A 17243-nucleotide genomic window follows, 5' to 3' on the forward strand; every position below is an offset into this window, starting at 1 on the left:
GCCCCGGCCGCCGCGCCGGCCCCCGTGTCGCAGTGGGCGCGCAGCGCACGCCCCGCCCTGGCCGGGCCCGTCGCGGGCCCCGGCGCGTGGCGGGCCTCCGGCCTCCCCCGCTGACCTCACCTCCCGCACGCGGCGACGGGGCGGGGCTGCCGGGATCAGCTTCGAGCCATTAACCTCACTCAGGGAAACCGTGTGGTGACGGGCAGGAGGCTCCGATGATCCCGGAGGACAACCAGCCAGCCGGCTGGCTGCGCGGCTACGGCGGCATCGAGGCCGACATCCGACAGATGCGGGAGTTCGCCGACCGCCTCCAGGACGAGGTGACGCGCAACTACTCGCCGCACCTGTCCTACATCGCCGACGACATGAAGGCCCCGGTGCCCAACCCGGCCGACGCCTTCATCGAGCTGGTCCAGTTCCTCCAGGCCCACCACGACACCCAGACCGCCGCGGTGAGCGCGGTCTGGGATCTCGCACCGGCCACCGGCCGGCTCGCCGACGCCGCCGGACGGATCGCCGCCCGCTACGGCGACGCCGACGCGTTCTCCTCCGCCCGGGTGGCCGACGTGGAACGAGCGCTCGCCGGCCCCTCCGCCACCGTCGCCCGCCCGATGCCACCACTGGCCGACCCCACCGCCCCCGAACAGAGCCGGGTGATCCTGCCGTGATCGAACGGGGCAGCGGACGCACCTCCGGGCTGACCGACTGGCGGCTGATGGACGTCCTCAGCATGTGGGCGTGCGTGCAGGACCAGGACACCGCCGGCCAGTGGAAGCAGGTCGCCGGCTGGCGCAAGGTCTGCGACCTCGTCCTGGCCCACCTGAGCCGCCTGCGCGAATACCGGCGCGGCCTGGCCGAGGCGTGGCCACCGGAGACCAACACCGCCGCGCGGGCGTACATCGGCGAACTCGACCAGCTCATCGACCGCGTGCAGCGCACCCACGACGCCGCAGCCGCGAACTACGACGCGTTGGCGGCCGCCGCCCGCGCCATCGGCAGCGCGCGGGCCGAGCTGCAACCGCTGCATGAGGAGTACGCGAAGAAGCTGCGGCAGAAGCAGGCGTACGAGGCGACGATCGCCGACCCCAAGGCGGTGGCGGGCAGCCGGTTGCCGGAACGGCCCCCGGTGACGGACGACGACCTGGAGCAGTTGAACGTACGGGCGCGCGGGTTGATGACGGGGTTGAGCGGCGAACTCCAGCACGCCCAGGTCATGCTTCGCCAGCCGCCACCTAGACCAAAGCTTCCGCGGCAAACTGAAGACACAGACACTTACGCCTCTACAGCACCAGTAATTCCCCCTGTAGTTCCGGTGCCGACATCCGTCGCCGTTAATCCTCAACACCGCACAGGGCCCGCATCTCGCCCTGCAGCAATTTCTACCGAAGCAAACAGGGGACCTCTCCTGGGCGGCATCAGCACCGGCGCCGCCCCTCCAACGCCTAGCACCGCGCCGGGCTTATTGCCACACCCAGGTTCCGTTGGGCCTACCGGCGGCGGAGCCTTCACCCCGCCAATCACTCCGATCACCGGCTCGACCCTCAAACCGCCGACGCCTGCCACGCCTGGGGACGTTCCGGCGGGACGATTCTCGGGCGGATCGCCGCCCCCTCCGCCCAAGTCGGCGCCCATTGGGGGCGTCATCGGTGGAGGCCCGGCAGTCGGGCTGCCACCTGCGAATGGCGGCACGAGTGGACGACGAGTCAACCCGGTGGGCGGCGTGATTGGTGGAGGAGGGGCGGGAACTGCCCCAAGTGGAGGTGCAGGCTCTCGACCGGGCACGGGAAGACTGCCTTCTTCCGGCAGTCCTGGCGCCATGCCTTTGGGAGGAGGCCCGGGTTCGACAGCTTTCGGCCCTACGAGCTTCAATACGCCCGCGACCAAGGCCAAACCTCATGCCGGAACCGATGATGAGAAATCATGGGATCCCGACAATCCTTGGCAAGTCACCGAGGGCGTCGATCCTGTCATGCGCCCGCCCGATGACCGACCCTCAGATCCGGGACCCGCAATCGGCCTCGATCGATAATGATCCCCTCCCTGATAGTTCGCTTGGCATCCGCCTGCCTAGCCAGCTTCGTCTTGACGGCACCAGCGGCTGCAACGGCTCCAAATGTTCGTCAGGACCAGTGGCACCTCAGGTTCCTGAATGCAGCCGCAGCTCACGTAATTAGTGAAGGCGAGGGAGTAACCGTTGCAGTCCCGGACACAGGGATCGATCCTCATCCGGACTTGAGAGAAAACCTGCTTGGAGGCACCGACCTTTCGAGCAAAGGAGATGGTCGGCAAGACCACGACGGGCACGGCACCTCTATGGCTGGCCTTATTGGGGCGCACGGCCAGCCTGACCACAGTGGTGCCCTCGGCGTGGCGCCAAGGGCTAAGCTGCTGCCAATCCGCACCCGACTCGTCAACGGCAAGGGAAGCGCAGACGAGCTGGCGGCGAGTGTGGAGTGGGCGGTTGCTAACCACGCTGACGTAATCAGTATCTCGGCAGTAGCAGGGGCAACCAGTCGCCTGCAGGGCGCTATTCGATCAGCGCTAGAAGCGGAGATCGTCGTAGTTGCTGCGGTCGGCAATCAGCCCGAGGATCGCACTGTCGGCTACCCCGCGTCTGAACCCGGCGTTATCGGCGTGGGCGGCATCGACAGATCCGGGATCTACGCCCCAATCTCAGCCACTGGACCTGAGATCGATATAGCTGCCCCTGCTGTCGATATCTACAGCACGAGCTATGACGGCAAGTACTCGAAGGGCACAGGGACTTCCAGTGCGACTGCGATCGTTGCCGGGGCTGCTGCTCTCATCCGCTCCAAGTACCCCAACCTCCCTGCCCAGGAAGTCGCCCACCGCCTGACCGCCACCGCCGTCGACAAGGGACCACCCGGCCGCGACGACCAGTACGGCTACGGCGTCATCGACCTCGTCGCCGCGCTCACCGCCGACGTCCCCCCGCTCGGCTTCGAGTCCTCCAACGTCACCCCACCGGCATCGGCGGTGGCAGCCCCGGACAAGGGCGCCGACAGCAGCGCGACCGTACGCGGGCTCGCGACCCTGGGTGTGCTGGTGGCGGCGGGCGGCGGATACCTGTTCTGGCGGCGCCGCCGACGCGCTGACGACCCGCCGCCGAGGGTCAGCCGGTAGCGTCGGCGGGGTGTCGACCTCCGTACCGGTGCGCCTCGTGCTCGCCTCGCAGTCCCCCGCCCGCCGCAAGCTGCTCCAGGCCGCCGGGATCGAGCCCGACGTGCTGGTCAGCGGCGTGGACGAGTCGCAGGTGGTGAGCGATCGGGCCGAGGATCTGTGCCTGGAACTGGCCCGGCTGAAGACGCAAGCCGTACGCGATCGGCTGCGGCCCTCTCCGGACGAGCGCACGCTGGTGCTCGGCTGCGACTCGGTGCTCGCCTTCGACGGCGAGATCCTCGGCAAGCCTGACGACGCGGCGGACGCGACCCGGCGGTGGCAGCGGATGCGTGGGCGCAGCGGCGTCCTGCACACCGGGCACTGCCTGATCGACGTGACCCACGAGTCCCGGGCCGAGGCGGTCGCCTCGACCACCGTGCACTTCGCCGACATCAGCGACGACGAGATCGCCGCGTACGTGGCGACCGGCGAGCCGCTGGCCGTGGCCGGCGCGTTCACCATCGACGGGCTGGGCGGGGCGTTCCTGACCGGGATCGAGGGCGACCCGGGCACGGTGGTGGGGTTGTCCCTGCCGTTGCTGCGCCGGCTGCTCGCCGAGGTGGACCTGAGCATCGTCGACCTGTGGACGAAGGTCGCGCCCGGGGGCCAGGAGATCGAACATCTCGGCTAACGTCCGGACATGACCACGAAGCCGCTGCCGCTCACCCCGGAACTGCACGCCTACCTGGTGGCCCACGGCTCAGCGCCGGACGAGATCGTCCGGGAGCTGGCCGAGGAGACCCTCGCGGCCCTGCCCGCCGAGGCGGTCATGCAGGTCGCGCCGGAGCAGGCCGCGTTCCTGACGTTCCTGACCCGGCTGCTCGGCGTACGGCAAGCGGTCGAGGTGGGCACGTTCACCGGCCTCTCCTCGCTGGCGATCGCCCGCGGGCTGGCCGAGGGCGGGCGGTTGACCTGCTTCGACATCTCCGAGGAGTACACGGGCGTCGCCCGGCGCTACTGGGAGCGCGCCGGTGTGCAGGACCGGATCGAGCTGCGCATCGGCCCGGCCGCCCAGACGCTGCGCGAGCTGCCCCGCGAGCGTTACCTGGACTTCGCGTTCATCGACGCGGACAAGGTCGGCTACCCGATCTACTGGGACGAGCTGGTACCCCGCATGCGTCCCGGCGCGGTGATCGCCGTCGACAACACGCTGCGCGACGGCCGCGTGCTCGCCCCGCGCAACGCCGACGACCGGGCCATCGCCGCCTTCAACGACGCGGTGATCGCTGACGTCCGCGTCGAGGCGGTCATGCTGCCGATCGCCGACGGCGTGACACTCGCCCGGGTGCTCTGAACCGGCCGGACACAACCTCGCCGTGGTGGCGGTATCCCTGATCGCCGGAAGCCGCCACCACGCCGTAATGGTGTCGATCAAGCAGCGCGGACCGGCACGCGCAGGGCCCGGCCCAGCCGCACCGTGAGCAGCACCGCGACCGCGATGAACACGGGCAGCAGCAGGAACGCCGGGTGCGGGCCGACCCCGTCGGCCACCCACCCGAGCGCCACCGGCGCGATCCCGAAACCCACACCCATCGAGTACGCGGACCAGCCCGCCGCCTTGTCGGCGGCCGGACCGGCCACGGCCAGCGCGATCGAGATCGCCAACGGGTAGTGCAGCGCATTGCCGAGCCCGAGCACGACCAGCCCGGTGACCGCCAGCCAGCCGACCGTGCTGGCCCAGAACAGCGCGAACCCGGCCAACGAGACCGTGAGCGCGCCGAGCAGCAGCGGTACCGGCGCCCAGCGCAACGCGGCCCGGCCACCGGCGATCCGGCCGGCGAACATGCCGCAGACGATCGCGGCTACCGCTGCCGACGCCCCGCCCGCGCTCAGCCCGGCGTGGGTCCGCAGCACGTCGGCGGTCCACAACGACAGGCACACCTCGATCGACCCGGTGACGGACATCAGGACCCAGGCGATCCAGTACGCACGCGGCAGCCGGCCCGCCGCACCGGAGCCGGAGGAAACGGGCGCCCCGGAGGCAGAAACAGCCGAAGCCGGGACGGAGTGAGCGGGCACGACGGCTTCGGCCACCCCGGACGCGGGGACGGCGGGCACCCGGGTCGGGGCGGCCACGGGGACCGGCATGCCGGCAGCCGCGTCAGCGGGGGCGCGTCGCGGCCCGCGTACCCGGAAAGTCAGGGCCGCGAGCGCGACCAGCGTGATCAGCCCGACCTCGACGGCCATCAGCGGTCGCCAGCCGAGACCGGCGTCGACGGTGGCGCCGATGGTCAGCGGCGCCAGGATGCCCATGCCGGCGCAGGCCGCGTTGGCCTCGGTGAGTGCGGCGGGGGCGGCGGGTCCGTGCCGGGCGGTGAGCACCACGCTCACGCCGCTGACGACCATCATGCCGAAGGTGGCGATGACCGCGACGGCGGCGAGCGTGGCGGGTAGCGGGCGGAGCAGGCCGAGCGCGGCGACGCCGGCGGCGACGCCGGCGAGGCCGAGCCAGATGGCGGGGCCGCGCCCGAGGCGGCGGGCGGCCGGGGCGAACAGCGCGCCGCCGGCGAGCGCGCCCACAGCGATGCCGGTGCTGTGCAGGCCGGCGACGGCGGCGCTGGTGCCCTGTTCGTCGCGGAGCAGGGGGACGACCGGGCCGAACCCGTAGAGGAAGAAGCCCCAGAGACCGAGCTGGGCGTAGGTCAGCCAGGTGATCCGGTCACGGGTGAGGCGGGGCACCGGCCCACGCTACGCGCGTGACACCGGTGCCCCCTGCCTGCTGAGAGGTACGTCTCCCCTGCTCAGCGGACGCTGCGGGCGAACTGGCGGGCGGCCCAGAAGACACCCGCGGCGGCGAGCACCGCGATGATGCCGAGGCCCTGCCAGACACGGTCGTTGCCGAGGTCGCCGTTGAACAGCGCGCGGGTGCCCTCGACCGCCCAGGAGAACGGGTTCCACTTGGCCACGCCCTGGAGCCAGCCGGGGGCGAAGGTGAGCGGCAGCAGGATGCCGGAGAGCAGCAGCACCGGCTGCGCGACTGTGTTCATCAGCGGGGCGAGCGCGTCCTCGCTCTTGACCTTGAGCGCGATGCCGTAGGAGACGGCCGAGGTCATCAGTGCGATGAGGGCGAGCATCAGGTACGCCAGGAGCAGGTTGCCGATGAACACGCGCAGGTCGAACGCGAGCGCCAGCAGCGTGATGATGATCGCCTGCGCGATCAGGGAGACCACGTCGCGCAGCGAGCGGCCGAGCAGCAGGGCGAGCCGGCTGACCGGGGTGACCCGGGAGCGTTCGATCACGCCGGCGCGCAGCTCGGCGATCAGGCCGAAGCCCTGGAACAGGCCGCCGAAGATGGCCAGCAGCACGAGCAGGCCGGGCACGAAGATCTTGTACGCGGCGGCCTGGGTGGGCGCGTTCAGCGCCGGCTTGAGCAGCGGGGCGAACAGGAGCAGGTACATCACCGGCTGGAAGACGCCGACGAAGATCCACACCGGGTTGCGCAGCAGCAGTTGCGTCTGGCGCTGGAAGATCAGCCAGGTGTCGCGGGCGAGTTTCATGACAGCTTCTCCGGGGGTCAGGACTCGCGCAGCGAGCGGCCGGTCTTGGTGAGGAAGACGTCGTCGAGGCTGGGGCGGTGCAGCTCGATCGAGCGCAGGTCCAGCCCGGCGTGGTCGAGGCGGCGCAGCACCTGCGGGATGGCGGTGGCGCCCTCGTCGACGTAGAGGCGCAGGCCGCCCTCGTCGACGGTCTCCAGCTTGCTCACGTACGCCTCGGTGTCGAGCAGCTCGGCGGCGCGCGGGGTGCTCGGCGCGTCCAGGCCGACGATCACCACCTCACCGGAGATCTCCCGCTTCAGCTCGGCCGGTGTGCCCTCGGCGACCACCTCGCCGTGGTCCATGATCGCGATCCGGTCGCAGAGCGCGTCCGCCTCGTCCAGGTAGTGCGTGGTGATGAAGACGGTCATCCCCTCGGTACGCAGCCGGCGGATCTCGTCCCACATGTGCGCACGGCTCTGCGGGTCGAGGCCGGTGGTCGGCTCGTCCAGGAAGACGATCTTCGGCTCGTGGATGATGCCGAGCGCGATCTCGACGCGCCGGCGCTGGCCGCCGGAGTAGGTCTTGCACTTGCGGTCGGCGTACTCGACGAGCTGGAACGCTTCGAGCGCGCGCTCGGCACGGCGGTGCGCGTCGGCCTTGCCGATGCCGTAGAGGCGGGCCTGGAGCACCAGCTCCTCGCGGGCGCTCGACTCGTCCCAGGTGCTGCCGCCCTGGGCCACGTACCCGATCCGGCGGCGCACCTCGGCCGGGTCCTTGCGCAGGTCGGCACCGGCCACCGTGGCCTCGCCGCCGTCCGGCTCGATGAGCGTGGCGAGCATCCGCAGCGTGGTGGTCTTGCCGGCGCCGTTGGGCCCGAGGAAGCCGAAGATCTCCCCCGCTGCGACGTCGAGGTCGACGCCGCGGACCGCGTCCACTGTCTTCGTCTCGCGACCCGCGCGGGAGCGGTACGACTTCCGCAACCCCCTGGTCTCGATCATTTCTGCTCCTGGTCGTCCGGGCGGACCTGAGCGGCCGCCGATCGTCCGCGAGGACGCACGAATCCCCCGCGATTCACGCCGAGGCTAACGCGATATAGCTCTTTTGGTCAACGTTGATTATGTCGTGTCACCGCGATCCGTCGGACCAGCCCGACCAGCCCTCGGCCCGCTCCATCCCATCGGGCAGGTACGACACTCCCGACTCGATCCGCTCCGCGATCCGCTCGCACCACGCCGACTCCGCCTCGGCGCGGGCCAGCCACAGCTCGAACATCCACCCGACGTGCACCGGCTTTCGGGTGCGCACCCAGTCCGAGTCCAGCGAGGCGCGCGTCGACTCGACCCCGGCCCGGAGCAGGTTCGCCCGGTTGCGCAGCGCCGCGGCGGCCTCCTCGCGCGGCATCGCCGGCAGGAAGGAGAACGCCGCCACGAAGGGGTCCGGCGGCTCGTGGAGCTGCCACCACTGCGCCCGCAGCAACGTCTCGAACTCGTCCTCCCCCTTCGCTGTCACCTCGTACGTGGTGCGGGCCGGGCGGGCGCCCACCTGCTCGACGGAGACGGTCCGGAGCAGGCCCTCGTCGGTGAGTTTGCGCAGCGCGTGGTAGATCGAACCGGGCTGCACGTTGGCCCACTTGTCCGCGCTCCAGCTCAGCAGTTCGCGGCGCACGTCGTAGCCGTGCACCGGCTGCATCCACCTGACCAGACCCAGAATCATCATCCGCGTTGCCGACACGGGACAAGCGTAATAACCAAGTTTGACTACAGTGCGGCATCCCACACTGAGCGATCGTTAGGCTCCGCAGCTCGGCCGCTAAACTCCCGGCAACGACCTCCCGGGAGGAGCCACAAGGTGCGCAAGGTTCTCATCGCCAACCGCGGCGAGATCGCCGTCCGCGTCATCCGCGCCTGCCGCGACGCCGGGCTGGCCAGCGTCGCCGTCTACGCGGACTCCGACCGGGACGCCCTGCACGCCACGCTCGCCGACGAGGCGTACGCCCTCGGCGGCGACACCGCCGCCGACAGCTACCTGCGCATCGACAAGCTGATCGACGTGGCGGCCCGCTCCGGCGCGGACGCGGTGCACCCCGGCTACGGCTTCCTCTCCGAGAACGCCGACTTCGCCCAGGCCGTCATCGACGCCGGGCTGACCTGGATCGGCCCCACCCCGCAGGCGATCCGCGACCTCGGCGACAAGGTGACCGCGCGGCACATCGCGCAGCGCGCCGGCGCGCCGCTGGTGCCCGGCACCCCGGACCCGGTCGGCAACGCGGACGAGGTGATGGCGTTCGCCGTCGACCACGGCCTGCCGGTCGCCATCAAGGCCGCGTTCGGCGGTGGCGGGCGCGGCCTCAAGGTCGCCCGCACCATGGAGGAGATCCCGCACCTGTTCGAGTCGGCCACCCGCGAGGCGGTCGCCGCGTTCGGGCGGGGCGAGTGCTTCGTCGAGCGCTACCTGGACAAGCCGCGCCACGTCGAGGCGCAGGTGCTGGCCGACCAGCACGGCAACGTGATCGTGGTGGGCACCCGGGACTGCTCGTTGCAGCGCCGCCACCAGAAGCTGGTCGAGGAGGCGCCCGCGCCCTTCCTCACCGACGCCCAGCGCGCCCAGATCCACGACAGCGCCAAGGCCATCTGCCGGGAGGCCGGCTACCACGGCGCCGGCACCGTGGAATACCTGGTCGGCGCGGACGGCACGATCTCGTTCCTGGAGGTCAACACGCGACTGCAGGTCGAGCACCCGGTCACCGAGGAGACCGCCGGCATCGACCTGGTGCGCGAGCAGTTCCGCATCGCCGACGGGGAGAAGCTGCGCTTCACCGAGGACCCGACGCCGCGCGGGCACGCCATCGAGTTCCGGATCAACGGTGAGGATCCGGGCCGCAACTTCCTGCCCGCCCCGGGTACCGTCACCGCGCTGCGCCTGCCCTCCGGGCCGGGCGTGCGGGTCGACACCGGCATCTCGGCCGGCGACGTGATCGGCGGCAACTTCGACTCGCTGCTGGCCAAGGTGATCATCGTCGGCGAGACGCGTACCGAGGCGCTGGAGCGGGCCCGCCGCGCGCTCGACGAGATGGTGGTCGACGGCATGGCCACCGCGCTGCCCTTCCACCGCCTGGTGATCCGCGACGAGGCGTTCACCGCCGAGCCGTTCACAGTGCACACCCGGTGGATCGAGACCGAGTGGGACAACACCGTCCCGGCCTTCACCGCCGGCGCGGGCGCCGCCGACGAGCCGGCCGGGCGCGAGACCGTCGTGGTCGAGGTGGGCGGCAAGCGGCTGGAGGTCGTCCTCCCCGCCGGTCTGGGCGCGGGTACGGCGGCAGCCGCGCCCGCCGCGAAGAAGCCGGCCCGCCGGGGTGGCGGCGGCAAGGCGGGTGCCGCGGTCAGCGGTGACACGCTCACCTCCCCCATGCAGGGCACGATCGTGAAGATCGCCGTCGCGGACGGCGACGAGGTGGCCGAGGGCGACCTGGTCGTGGTGCTGGAGGCGATGAAGATGGAGCAGCCGCTGCACGCGCACAAGGCCGGCACGGTGGGCGGGCTCGCCGCCGAGGTCGGCGCGGTGATCACCGCCGGCGCGGCGATCTGCACCATCGCCTGACGACGCGAGCCGGGGGTGGTCTGAGCCACCACCGGCGGCGGGACCGCGCCCGGGCGGGAATGATGGCCGGGTGCGGTTCCTTCACGGCGCGGTCCCCGCGCACGACCTGACCTACAACGACGTCTTCATGGCGCCCAACCGTTCCGAGGTGGGCTCCCGGCTCGACGTCGACCTGGCCACCACCGACGGGACCGGCACCACGATCCCGCTGGTGGTGGCGAACATGACAGCCGTCGCGGGCCGGCGGATGGCCGAGACCGTGGCCCGGCGCGGCGCGGTGGCGGTGATCCCGCAGGACATCCCGATCGAGGTCGTCGCCAACGTGGTCGGCTGGGTCAAGCAGCGGCACCTGGTGCACGACACGGCGATCACGCTCGGCCCGACCGACACCGTCGGCGACGCCATCCACCTGCTGCCGAAGCGCTCACACGGCGCGGTGGTCGTGGTCGACGCGGACGGGCGACCGATGGGCGTGGTGACCGAGGCGGACACCGTCGGGGTGGACCGCTTCGCCCAGCTCCGGCACGTGATGTCGACCGAGCTGCACACCGTTGGGGCGGACGCGGACCCGCGTACCGGATTCGACCGGCTGTCGGCGGGCCGCCGGCGGCTCGCCCCGGTGGTGGACGGCGACGGCCGCCTGGTCGGGGTGCTGACCCGGCAGGGCGCGCTGCGCGCCACGCTCTACAAGCCCGCCGTGGACGACCGGGGACGGCTGCGGATCGCCGCCGCCGTGGGCATCAACGGCGACGTCACCGGCAAGGCCGCCGCGCTGCTGGAGGCGGGGGTGGACACGCTCGTCGTGGACACCGCGCACGGGCACCAGGAGCGGATGCTCCAGGCGCTGCGGGCGGTCCGCCGCCTCGACCCGCCGGTGCCGGTGGCGGCCGGGAACGTGGTGACCGCCGACGGCGTACGCGACCTGGTCGGCGCGGGCGCGGACATCGTGAAGGTGGGCGTCGGTCCGGGTGCGATGTGCACCACCCGGATGATGACCGGTGTGGGCCGCCCGCAGTTCTCCGCGGTGCTCGACTGCGCCGCGGCGGCCCGTTCGCTGGGGCGGCACGTCTGGGCCGACGGCGGCGTGCGGCACCCGCGGGACGTGGCGCTGGCGCTGGCAGCTGGTGCCTCGAACGTGATGATCGGCTCCTGGTTCGCCGGCACCTACGAGTCTCCCGGCGACCTCTACACCGACGCCGACGGGCGGCGCTACAAGGAGAGCTTCGGGATGGCATCGTCCCGTGCGGTGAGCGCCCGGACGGCCGAGGACAGCGCGTTCGACAGGGCCCGGAAGGCGATCTTCGAGGAGGGCATCTCCTCGGCCCGGATGTACCTTGATCCGAACCGGCCCGGCGTCGAGGACCTGATCGACGAGATCATCTCGGGGGTACGCAGCGCGTTCACGTACGCGGGCGCGCGCAGCCTGGAGGAGTTCCACGAGCGGGCGCTCGTCGGCGTGCAGAGCGCCGCCGGGTACACCGAGGGGATGCCGCTGCCGACGAGCTGGTGACGCGGCTCAGTTGAACAACCGACCGATCACGGTACGGGCGGCGGCCTCCGGGTCGTCGCCCACCCGGGGCGGCAGCGCGCCGGAGAGCCAGAGCGTGGCGAAGCCGTGCACGATCGACCAGGCGGCCAGCGCGTCCGTGTCCGGCTCCCGCCCGGTGTGCCGGGCCACGCCGCCGCGCAGCAGTGCCCCCGACCGCGCGCGGGCGGCGACCAGCTCCGGGTCGTCGGCCCGGTACAGCTCGGGCCGGAACATGACGTCGAAGTGCGCCCGGTGCCGCACCGCGAACCCGACGTAGGCCACGCCGGTGTCGAGCAGGTCGTCCCCGGCCTGCCGCAGCGCGTCGGCGAGCAGGTCGAAGCCCTGCGTGGCGAGCGCGGTGAGCAGCCCGGCCTTGTCGCCGAAGTGGTGTGCGGGCGCGGCGTGCGAGACGCCGGCGCGGCGGGCCAGCTCACGCAGGCTCAGCGCGGCCGGCCCGGACTCGGCGATCGCCTCGGCGGCGGTGCTCAGCAGGACGCGGCGGAGGTCGCCGTGGTGATACGAGGCCATGCCGTCACCCTAACTTGTCATTGACAAGATGACACCCGTCGCGCAATCTTGTCATCGACAAGATGCTCGTCGGAGGGATCGACAATGGCACCCCTGATCGCACTCCTCGCCGGTACCGCGCTGGCCCGGATCGCCGGCCTGCTCGGCGTGGACGCCCTGGACGGGTGGCACCCCGCGCTGCGGGTCGGGCTGGCGCTGATGTTCGTGCTGACCGGCGTGGCCCACTTCGCGTCCCGCCGGGCCGACCTGATCGCGATGGTCCCGCCGTCGCTGCCCCGGCCCGACCTGCTGGTCACCGTGACCGGCGTGCTGGAACTGGCCGGCGCGCTCGCGCTGCTGTTCCCGGCCACGGCGCGCCCGGCGGCGGCCGGGCTGGTGCTGCTGATGCTCGCCATGTTCCCGGCGAACGTGTCCGCCGCGCGGCGTCGCCTCACGCTCGCCGGGCGCCCGGTGACCCCGCTCGGCGTCCGTACCGTGCTCCAGGTCGTCTTCGTGGCCGCCGCGCTGGCGGTGGCCGTCGGCGGATGACCCGGCCGGGCGCGCGCGCCGACCGCGGCTGAGGAGATTCTCAGAATTAGTTTGGGCCCTGATGGTTCGGGAGCTAATCTGACGCTCGTGAACATGGGCCCGCTCGTCCGCTTCCCCGACGCGTTGCAGCACGCGCCACTCGGCCGGCTGATCTCGATCGCCGGTCACGTCGTCGAGCAGCACTGGGGGCGTTACCTGGCCGAACACCACGGGCTCACGTCCGCCGGCATGCGGGTCCTGATGATCCTCCTCCGCTCCGGCGACGTGAGCCACCGAGAAATGGCGGAGCTGTGCTTCGTCCGGCCCGCCACGCTCACCGGCATCGTGGACACCCTCGAACGCGACGGCTTCGTCAGCCGCCGTCGCGCGCCGGAGGACCGCCGCACGGTCCGGCTCACCCTGACCGACAAGGGCGGCGAGCACGCCCGCGCCATCATCGACATGATCCACAGCGACCGGCCGTTGACGTCGGTCGACGCCGACCCCGCGAAACGGGCGGTGATCCGCGAGTTCCTGATCGAAATCATCACCGGCATGTCCGACGGGGACCTCCGTCGGTTGAACCGGGACAGCGAGTCCGACACCGAGCCGCCAACGGGGAGCCATCCGTGTTGATCCGCCTGCTGCGCACACATCTGCGCCCGTACCGACGATGGCTGGCCGCCGTGGTGGCGTTCCAGTTCGTCGGCACCATCGCCTCGCTCTACCTGCCGAGCCTGAACGCCGACATCATCGACCGGGGCGTCGCCGTCGGCGACACCGACCAGATCATGCGTACGGGCGGGTGGATGCTGCTGGTCAGCCTGCTCCAGATCGCCTGCTCGATCGCCGCCGTCTACTTCGGCGCCAAGACCGCGATGGCTTTCGGCCGCGACGTACGCGGCTCGATCTTCCGGCGCGTCAACAGCTTCTCCGCCCGCGAGGTCGCCCGGTTCGGGGCGCCGTCCCTGATCACCCGTAACACCAACGACGTCCAGCAAGTGCAGATGCTGGTGCTGCTGAGCTGCACCATGCTGGTGGCCGCACCGATCATGAGCGTCGGTGGCGTGGTGATGGCGCTACGCGAGGACGTCGGGCTCTCCTGGCTGATGCTGGTCTGCGTGCCGGTGCTCGCGGTCGCGCTGGGCCTGATCATCCGCCGGATGGTGCCGGGCTTCCGGCTCATGCAGACCCGGATCGACACGGTCAACCGGGTGCTGCGCGAGCAGATCACCGGCATCCGGGTGGTCCGGGCGTTCGTCCGCGAGCCGTACGAGACCGACCGGTTCCGGGTCGCGAACACCGACCTGACCACCACCGCGCTGCGGATCGGGCGGCTCCAGGCGCTGATCTTCCCGATCGTGATGCTGGTGCTGAACGTCTCCAGCGTCGCGGTGCTCTGGTTCGGCGCGGCACGGGTCGACTCCGGTCAGATCCAGGTCGGCGCGCTCACCGCGTTCCTGCAGTACCTGATGCAGATCCTGATGGCGGTCATGATGGCCACCTTCATGCTGATGATGGTGCCCCGGGCGGCGGTCTGCGCCGAGCGCATCGAGGAGGTGCTGGACACCGACTCGTCGGTGGTGCCGGCGGCCGACCCGGTCACCGAGGTCACCGGCCGGGGCGAGCTGGAGTTGCGCGGCGCCGGATTCCAGTACCCGGGCGCGAGCGCCCCGGTGCTGCACGACATCTCGTTCCGCGCCGAACCGGGCCGGACCACAGCGATCATCGGCTCCACCGGCGCCGGCAAGACCACGCTGCTGACGCTCATCCCCCGGCTCGTCGACCCGACCGCCGGCGCGGTCCTGGTCGACGGCGTGGACGTACGGGACCTGGCCCCGGACGAACTGTGGCGGCGGATCGGGCTGGTGCCCCAGCGGCCGTACCTGTTCACCGGCACTGTCGCCAGCAACCTGCGCTACGGCAACCCGGACGCCACCGACGCCGATCTGTGGGCCGCGCTGGAGATCGCCCAGGCGCGCGACTTCGTCGCCGAGATGCCGGGCGGGCTGGAGGCACCGATCGCGCAGGGCGGCACGAACGTCTCCGGCGGCCAGCGGCAACGCCTGGCCATCGCCCGCGCGCTCGTCCGCAAACCGGAGATCTACCTTTTCGACGACTCCTTCTCCGCGCTCGACCTCGGCACGGACGCCCGGCTGCGGGCCGCCCTCAAGCCGGTCACCGCGGACGCGGCGGTGGTGATCGTGGCCCAGCGGGTCTCCACGATCGTCGACGCCGACCAGATCATCGTGCTCGAGGACGGGGGTGTCGTCGGGATGGGACGACATGAGGAACTGCTGGAGAGCTGCCCCACGTACGCCGAGATCGTCGCGTCGCAGCAGACGGCGGAGGTGGCCGCGTGACCTCGTCGGTTCCGCAGCAGAAGAACGAGCCGTCCCGGCTGCCTCCGGCCGGGCGGCGTCCCGGCGGCGGCCCGCCGCACATGAGCATGGGCATGCCGGCCGAGAAGGCGATGAACTTCGGGCCGTCGGCACGCCGGCTGCTGGGGCGGCTGCGGCCGTACCGGCTCCAGCTCACCGGCGTGCTCGCGCTGGCCCTGGCCAGCGTCGGGCTCAGCGTGATCGGGCCGAAGGTGCTCGGCCACGCCACCGACATCATCTTCAGCGGGGTGATCGGGCGGCAGCTGCCACCCGGCACCACCACCGAGGCGGCAGCGGAGGCGGCCCGCGCCGAGGGCAACGGCAACCTCGCCGACATGCTGGCCCGGATGGACGTGATCCCGGGCGCCGGCATCGACTTCGACGCGCTGGGCCGGGTGCTGGCGTTCGCCGTCGTGCTCTACGTCGGCGCGAGCATGCTCCAGTGGGCGCAGGGCTGGGTGCTCAACGGCGTGGTGCAGCGCACCGTGCTGACGCTGCGCGCCGACGTGGAGGACAAGCTCAACCGGCTGCCGCTGCCCTACTTCGACAAGCAGCCCCGGGGTGAGCTGCTCAGCCGGGTCACCAACGACATCGACAACGTGTCGCAGACGCTCCAGCAGACGCTGAGCCAGTTGCTCACGTCGCTGCTCACCGTCGTCGGCGTACTCGCGATGATGTTCTGGATCTCGCCGTTGCTGGCTGTCGTCGCGCTCGTCGCGGTGCCGCTGTCGGTGGTGGTCACCGGCCAGATCGCCAAGCGGTCGCAGGGCAAGTTCATTGCCCAGTGGAAGCACACCGGCGAGCTGAACGGCCAGATCGAGGAGGCGTACACCGGGCACGAGCTGGTCAAGGTCTTCGGCCGGCAGAAGGAGGTCGAGGCCGCCTTCCACGCCAAGAACGAGGAGCTGTTCCGAGCCGGCTTCGGCGCGCAGTTCGTCTCCGGGCTGATCATGCCGGCGATGTTCTTCATCGGGAACCTCAGCTACGTCGCGATCGCCGTGGTCGGCGGCCTGCGGGTGGCGTCGGGCTCGATGAGCCTCGGTGACGTGCAGGCGTTCATCCAGTACTCGCGGCAGTTCACCCAGCCGCTCACCCAGGTCGCGTCGATGGCCAACCTGCTGCAGTCCGGCGTGGCCTCGGCCGAGCGCGTCTTCGCGGTGCTCGACGCCGGCGAGCAGAGCCCGGACCCGGCCGAGCCGGCCCGGGTCGCCGACCCGCACGGGCGCGTCGAGTTCGAGCACGTCTCCTTCCGGTACGACCCGGAGAAGCCGCTCATCGACGACCTGTCGCTGGTCGCCGAGCCCGGTCACACGGTCGCCATCGTCGGCCCCACCGGCGCCGGCAAGACCACGCTGGTCAACCTGGTCATGCGGTTCTACGAACTGGACGCCGGGCGGATCACGCTGGACGGGGTGGACATCTCCACGATGCGCCGCGACGACCTGCGCGGCCGGATCGGCATGGTGCTCCAGGACACCTGGCTGTTCGGCGGGACCATCCGGGACAACATCGCCTACGGCCGGCCGGACGCCACCGAGGACGAGATCCTCGCCGCCGCCCGGGCGACGTTCGTGGACCGGTTCGTCCGCAGCCTCCCGGACGGCTACGACACGGTGATCGACGAGGAGGGCAGCAACGTCAGCGCCGGGGAGAAGCAGCTCATCACCATCGCCCGGGCGTTCCTGGCCGAGCCGTCGCTGCTGATCCTGGACGAGGCGACCAGCTCGGTGGACACCCGCACCGAGGTGCTGCTCCAACGCGCCATGGCGGCGCTGCGGTCGGACCGGACGAGCTTCGTGATCGCGCACCGGCTCTCCACCATCCGCGACGCCGACCTGATCCTGATGATGGAGCAGGGCCGGATCGTCGAGCAGGGCACCCACGACCAGCTCGTCGCCGCCGGTGGCGCGTACGCCCGGCTCTACCGGGCGCAGTTCAGCGGCGCGGTGATCTCCGACGAGGTGCCGGCGCCCGCCCCGGCCGGCCCGCCGGGAATGCGTGCCGGCGCCGGCACGCCGGTCGGGAACTGAGATGGACCCGGCC

At 71.5% G+C, this 17243-nt stretch carries 16 protein-coding genes and 1 pseudogene; 11 read left to right on the forward strand and 6 right to left on the reverse strand.

What is annotated here, in order from left to right; all coding sequences use genetic code 11:
- A pseudogene (locus EAD96_RS31515) lies at positions 1 to 114 on the forward strand (acyl-CoA carboxylase subunit epsilon); the annotation flags it as partial.
- Between the two features lie 101 nt (positions 115 to 215).
- Entirely contained in the window at positions 216 to 668 is a 453-nt protein-coding gene (locus EAD96_RS12130) for a hypothetical protein (RefSeq protein WP_121684324.1), read from the forward strand.
- A gap of 292 nt (positions 669 to 960) precedes the next feature.
- Here EAD96_RS12130 and EAD96_RS31895 read toward each other — a convergent pair whose 3' ends face one another.
- Positions 961 to 1215 (reverse strand): hypothetical protein, encoded by a 255-nt coding sequence (locus EAD96_RS31895; RefSeq protein ID WP_121684325.1) that lies wholly within the window; start codon positions 1213 to 1215, stop codon positions 961 to 963.
- Between the two features lie 813 nt (positions 1216 to 2028).
- Here EAD96_RS31895 and mycP point away from each other — a divergent pair.
- Genes mycP through EAD96_RS12150 form a run of 3 tightly spaced genes read left to right on the forward strand, consistent with a single transcriptional unit; the run spans position 2029 to position 4474 of the window.
- A complete protein-coding gene (gene mycP / locus EAD96_RS12140) occupies positions 2029 to 3144 on the forward strand; it encodes a type VII secretion-associated serine protease mycosin (protein ID WP_121684326.1) in 1116 nt (371 codons plus the stop codon).
- Positions 3145 to 3154: 10 nt separating this feature from the next.
- Positions 3155 to 3811, forward strand: a complete 657-nt coding sequence (locus EAD96_RS12145) for a nucleoside triphosphate pyrophosphatase (protein ID WP_121684327.1) — start codon at positions 3155 to 3157, stop codon at positions 3809 to 3811.
- A 9-nt stretch (positions 3812 to 3820) separates the two neighbouring features.
- Positions 3821 to 4474, forward strand: a complete 654-nt coding sequence (locus EAD96_RS12150) for an O-methyltransferase (protein WP_121684328.1) — start codon at positions 3821 to 3823, stop codon at positions 4472 to 4474.
- Positions 4475 to 4551: 77 nt separating this feature from the next.
- On the opposite strand, the gene EAD96_RS12155 is transcribed toward EAD96_RS12150, so the two are convergent.
- The 4 genes from EAD96_RS12155 to EAD96_RS12170 all read right to left on the reverse strand — a co-directional run bounded on the left by EAD96_RS12155 (position 4552) and on the right by EAD96_RS12170 (position 8372).
- The gene (locus EAD96_RS12155; RefSeq protein WP_121684329.1) at positions 4552 to 5859 is read right to left on the reverse strand and encodes a sugar MFS transporter; all 1308 of its coding nucleotides are present in this window, start codon (positions 5857 to 5859) and stop codon (positions 4552 to 4554) included.
- Positions 5860 to 5921: 62 nt separating this feature from the next.
- On the reverse strand, positions 5922 to 6677 hold the full coding sequence (locus EAD96_RS12160) for an ABC transporter permease (RefSeq protein ID WP_013284036.1): 756 nt from the start codon (positions 6675 to 6677) through the stop codon (positions 5922 to 5924).
- A gap of 17 nt (positions 6678 to 6694) precedes the next feature.
- A complete protein-coding gene (locus tag EAD96_RS12165; protein WP_120571650.1) occupies positions 6695 to 7654 on the reverse strand; it encodes an ATP-binding cassette domain-containing protein in 960 nt (319 codons plus the stop codon).
- Positions 7655 to 7781: 127 nt separating this feature from the next.
- Positions 7782 to 8372, reverse strand: a complete 591-nt coding sequence (locus tag EAD96_RS12170) for a PadR family transcriptional regulator (RefSeq protein ID WP_120571651.1) — start codon at positions 8370 to 8372, stop codon at positions 7782 to 7784.
- A 132-nt stretch (positions 8373 to 8504) separates the two neighbouring features.
- Here EAD96_RS12170 and EAD96_RS12175 point away from each other — a divergent pair, with 132 nt between their 5' ends.
- Both EAD96_RS12175 and EAD96_RS12180 read left to right on the forward strand, forming a co-directional pair.
- A complete protein-coding gene (locus EAD96_RS12175; protein ID WP_121684330.1) occupies positions 8505 to 10256 on the forward strand; it encodes a biotin carboxylase N-terminal domain-containing protein in 1752 nt (583 codons plus the stop codon).
- A gap of 70 nt (positions 10257 to 10326) precedes the next feature.
- Complete coding sequence (locus EAD96_RS12180; RefSeq protein WP_121684331.1) at positions 10327 to 11766, forward strand: GuaB1 family IMP dehydrogenase-related protein; 1440 nt, start codon at positions 10327 to 10329, stop codon at positions 11764 to 11766.
- A 6-nt stretch (positions 11767 to 11772) separates the two neighbouring features.
- Here EAD96_RS12180 and EAD96_RS12185 read toward each other — a convergent pair whose 3' ends face one another.
- Positions 11773 to 12312, reverse strand: coding sequence for a TetR/AcrR family transcriptional regulator (locus tag EAD96_RS12185; RefSeq protein WP_120571654.1), 540 nt, complete (start codon positions 12310 to 12312; stop codon positions 11773 to 11775).
- Positions 12313 to 12396: 84 nt separating this feature from the next.
- On the opposite strand from EAD96_RS12185, the gene EAD96_RS12190 reads away from it, so the two are divergent.
- From EAD96_RS12190 to EAD96_RS12205, 4 genes are all read left to right on the forward strand, one after another.
- A complete protein-coding gene (locus tag EAD96_RS12190; protein ID WP_120571655.1) occupies positions 12397 to 12840 on the forward strand; it encodes a DoxX family membrane protein in 444 nt (147 codons plus the stop codon).
- 93 nt (positions 12841 to 12933) lie between these two features.
- Positions 12934 to 13455 carry a MarR family winged helix-turn-helix transcriptional regulator gene (locus EAD96_RS12195; RefSeq protein ID WP_121684345.1) on the forward strand — a complete coding sequence of 174 codons (522 nt, stop codon included), beginning with the start codon at positions 12934 to 12936 and terminating at the stop codon, positions 13453 to 13455.
- The gene (locus EAD96_RS12200; protein ID WP_120571656.1) at positions 13449 to 15182 is read left to right on the forward strand and encodes an ABC transporter ATP-binding protein; all 1734 of its coding nucleotides are present in this window, start codon (positions 13449 to 13451) and stop codon (positions 15180 to 15182) included. The genes EAD96_RS12195 and EAD96_RS12200 overlap by 7 nt, the downstream gene beginning before the upstream one ends.
- Before the next feature lie 80 nt (positions 15183 to 15262).
- Positions 15263 to 17230 carry an ABC transporter ATP-binding protein gene (locus EAD96_RS12205; protein WP_233585673.1) on the forward strand — a complete coding sequence of 656 codons (1968 nt, stop codon included), beginning with the start codon at positions 15263 to 15265 and terminating at the stop codon, positions 17228 to 17230.
- Positions 17231 to 17243: the final 13 nt, after the last annotated feature.

The organism is Micromonospora sp. BL1, from assembly GCF_003667485.1.
Taxonomy (GTDB): Bacteria; Actinomycetota; Actinomycetes; order Mycobacteriales; family Micromonosporaceae; genus Micromonospora; species Micromonospora tulbaghiae.

Bases quoted from the DNA above. Each gene is read 5' to 3' on its own strand.
- EAD96_RS12130 (WP_121684324.1), top strand. From the start codon at position 216: ATGATCCCGGAGGACAACCAGCCAGCCGGCTGGCTGCGCGGCTACGGC.
- EAD96_RS12150 (WP_121684328.1), top strand. From the start codon at position 3,821: ATGACCACGAAGCCGCTGCCGCTCACCCCGGAACTGCACGCCTACCTG.
- EAD96_RS12165 (WP_120571650.1), bottom strand. From the start codon at position 7,654: ATGATCGAGACCAGGGGGTTGCGGAAGTCGTACCGCTCCCGCGCGGGT.
- EAD96_RS12160 (WP_013284036.1), bottom strand. From the start codon at position 6,677: ATGAAACTCGCCCGCGACACCTGGCTGATCTTCCAGCGCCAGACGCAA.
- EAD96_RS12190 (WP_120571655.1), top strand. From the start codon at position 12,397: ATGGCACCCCTGATCGCACTCCTCGCCGGTACCGCGCTGGCCCGGATC.
- mycP (WP_121684326.1), top strand. From the start codon at position 2,029: ATGATCCCCTCCCTGATAGTTCGCTTGGCATCCGCCTGCCTAGCCAGC.
- EAD96_RS12185 (WP_120571654.1), bottom strand. From the start codon at position 12,312: ATGGCCTCGTATCACCACGGCGACCTCCGCCGCGTCCTGCTGAGCACC.
- EAD96_RS12205 (WP_233585673.1), top strand. From the start codon at position 15,263: ATGAGCATGGGCATGCCGGCCGAGAAGGCGATGAACTTCGGGCCGTCG.
- EAD96_RS12170 (WP_120571651.1), bottom strand. From the start codon at position 8,372: ATGATGATTCTGGGTCTGGTCAGGTGGATGCAGCCGGTGCACGGCTAC.
- EAD96_RS12195 (WP_121684345.1), top strand. From the start codon at position 12,934: ATGGGCCCGCTCGTCCGCTTCCCCGACGCGTTGCAGCACGCGCCACTC.
- EAD96_RS31895 (WP_121684325.1), bottom strand. From the start codon at position 1,215: ATGACCTGGGCGTGCTGGAGTTCGCCGCTCAACCCCGTCATCAACCCG.